Genomic DNA, 1,389 nt, shown 5'->3' with positions numbered 1-1,389 from the left:
ACGCGCTCGTACGGCAAACTTCCCATGCTGCTGACTCGCTTGCGCGAGCGGCTCAAGCAGCTTCTCAACGAAAAACGGCCCGGGCGCACTTGCGCTCGGGCCGTCAAATCCAGACCTTTCCGTTATATCGTTCGATACCTCAAAAAAGACCTTAACTGAACGGCATTAGGCCTTTTGGCCCGTATTTCGTTTCTGCCCCCAAAGAACCCGCCGAATTCGATCGCGACGCAGATCAACCTGATGCGCCACAGCGGCGAACAGCTGCGGCTGGCGGCGTCGCGCCAACTGCTGGATCGCGCTGTTGGCCGCCCGGCGCTTCACGCCGATATCAAGACCGAGATAGAAACGAAGGCAATACAAACGCGATCGATAGAGTGCGACTGACCGCGCTGCCGCCCTGCTTACGACATCGGATCGGCCTTGCTTTAGGAGTTCGCCCATAGCACACCTATGGCAGCCGCAAAGCTAGAGTTCCCATTGAATCAATGCAGCGTCGGCCATCCCACTGATCGTATGCCGCCGGACTCCGCAGCCCTCATTTTTTACAACTCTAGTGGTATGCCACATGTCGAAACTGCTATTCGACGGACAGACACATCAAATCTCGTTTGTTGATGCCACCGGTAAGACGATCGGTACTTGGGCGGCTTACAACAACGTCGACAGCCACGCGGCAATCCGCCATATTCCGAATGGAACATATAGCGTGCAGGACCAAGCCACCCCGCACCAGCATGTGGCATCTGCCAATGGCCCGTATGGCTTGTATGGGATCATCCGTTTCAACGTGCCAGGCCATACCGGCATTGGCGTGCATTCGGGCAGAGCTAATGCCCGCTATTTGCCGGGACCTCAGCACCCGACAAAGAGCTGCATCCGCACGTCCGACGACGCCATGAGAGAAATCCGCGAACAGATGCACCGGGACCCGATCACGGCTGTAGAAGTCAACCACAATGATTCCGTGGCCGCGCGCACGGCAACTGAGCGCAATCGAGCCAGGAATCTTGCGGGACATACTCATGGATAGACGCAAGTGCACCTATTTTTTGACGCGTCTCATGGGTGTGGTCGCCTTCATTGCACTAGCGTGGATGCCGGTTGCGTATGGCATAACCTGCACGGAGCGTGAGGCAAGTGCGGCGGATGCAGCAATCGATCACCTCGACACGTGGGCAAAGGTGAATGAGGCGTTCAACAAGTACGCGCAGTGTGACGATGGCGAAATCGCGGAAGGCAACTCAGAAGCTGTCGCGCGTCTGCTAGGGAAACGCTGATTAATGAACTGTCGGATCGGCTTGCAGATCAAGACGCGTCAAATTTTCTGGATAACGAATCGAATCGACGCTCATTTCGGTGAATTTGGCTCGCAAACGAGCCCCTCTTCTC

The 1,389-nt window shown here is 56.2% G+C and carries 3 protein-coding genes and 1 pseudogene; all 4 read left to right on the top strand.

All coding sequences use genetic code 11. The features are described 5' to 3' along the window. Positions 1-159, top strand: a pseudogene (locus F6X40_RS43080) (DDE transposase); the annotation flags it as partial. Positions 160-174: 15 nt separating this feature from the next. Further along, on the top strand, positions 175-384 hold the full coding sequence (locus tag F6X40_RS41445; RefSeq protein WP_184070860.1) for a hypothetical protein: 210 nt from the start codon (positions 175-177) through the stop codon (positions 382-384). A 181-nt stretch (positions 385-565) separates the two neighbouring features. Next, the gene (locus F6X40_RS41440; protein ID WP_187631883.1) at positions 566-1,030 is read left to right on the top strand and encodes a L,D-transpeptidase; all 465 of its coding nucleotides are present in this window, start codon (positions 566-568) and stop codon (positions 1,028-1,030) included. Then, on the top strand, positions 1,023-1,277 hold the full coding sequence (locus tag F6X40_RS41435) for a hypothetical protein (RefSeq protein ID WP_187631882.1): 255 nt from the start codon (positions 1,023-1,025) through the stop codon (positions 1,275-1,277). The genes F6X40_RS41440 and F6X40_RS41435 overlap by 8 nt, the downstream gene beginning before the upstream one ends. The last annotated feature ends 112 nt before the right edge of the window (positions 1,278-1,389 follow it).

Origin of the sequence: Paraburkholderia sp. UCT31 (assembly GCF_014397655.1) — a bacterium.
GTDB lineage: Bacteria > Pseudomonadota > Gammaproteobacteria > Burkholderiales > Burkholderiaceae > Paraburkholderia > Paraburkholderia tuberum.
This window is presented reverse-complemented; position numbering and strand designations above follow the sequence as displayed.

Excerpts from the sequence above, each read along its gene's own strand:
- F6X40_RS41440 (WP_187631883.1), top strand. The coding sequence starts at position 566 with ATGTCGAAACTGCTATTCGACGGACAGACACATCAAATCTCGTTTGTT.
- F6X40_RS41435 (WP_187631882.1), top strand. The coding sequence starts at position 1,023 with ATGGATAGACGCAAGTGCACCTATTTTTTGACGCGTCTCATGGGTGTG.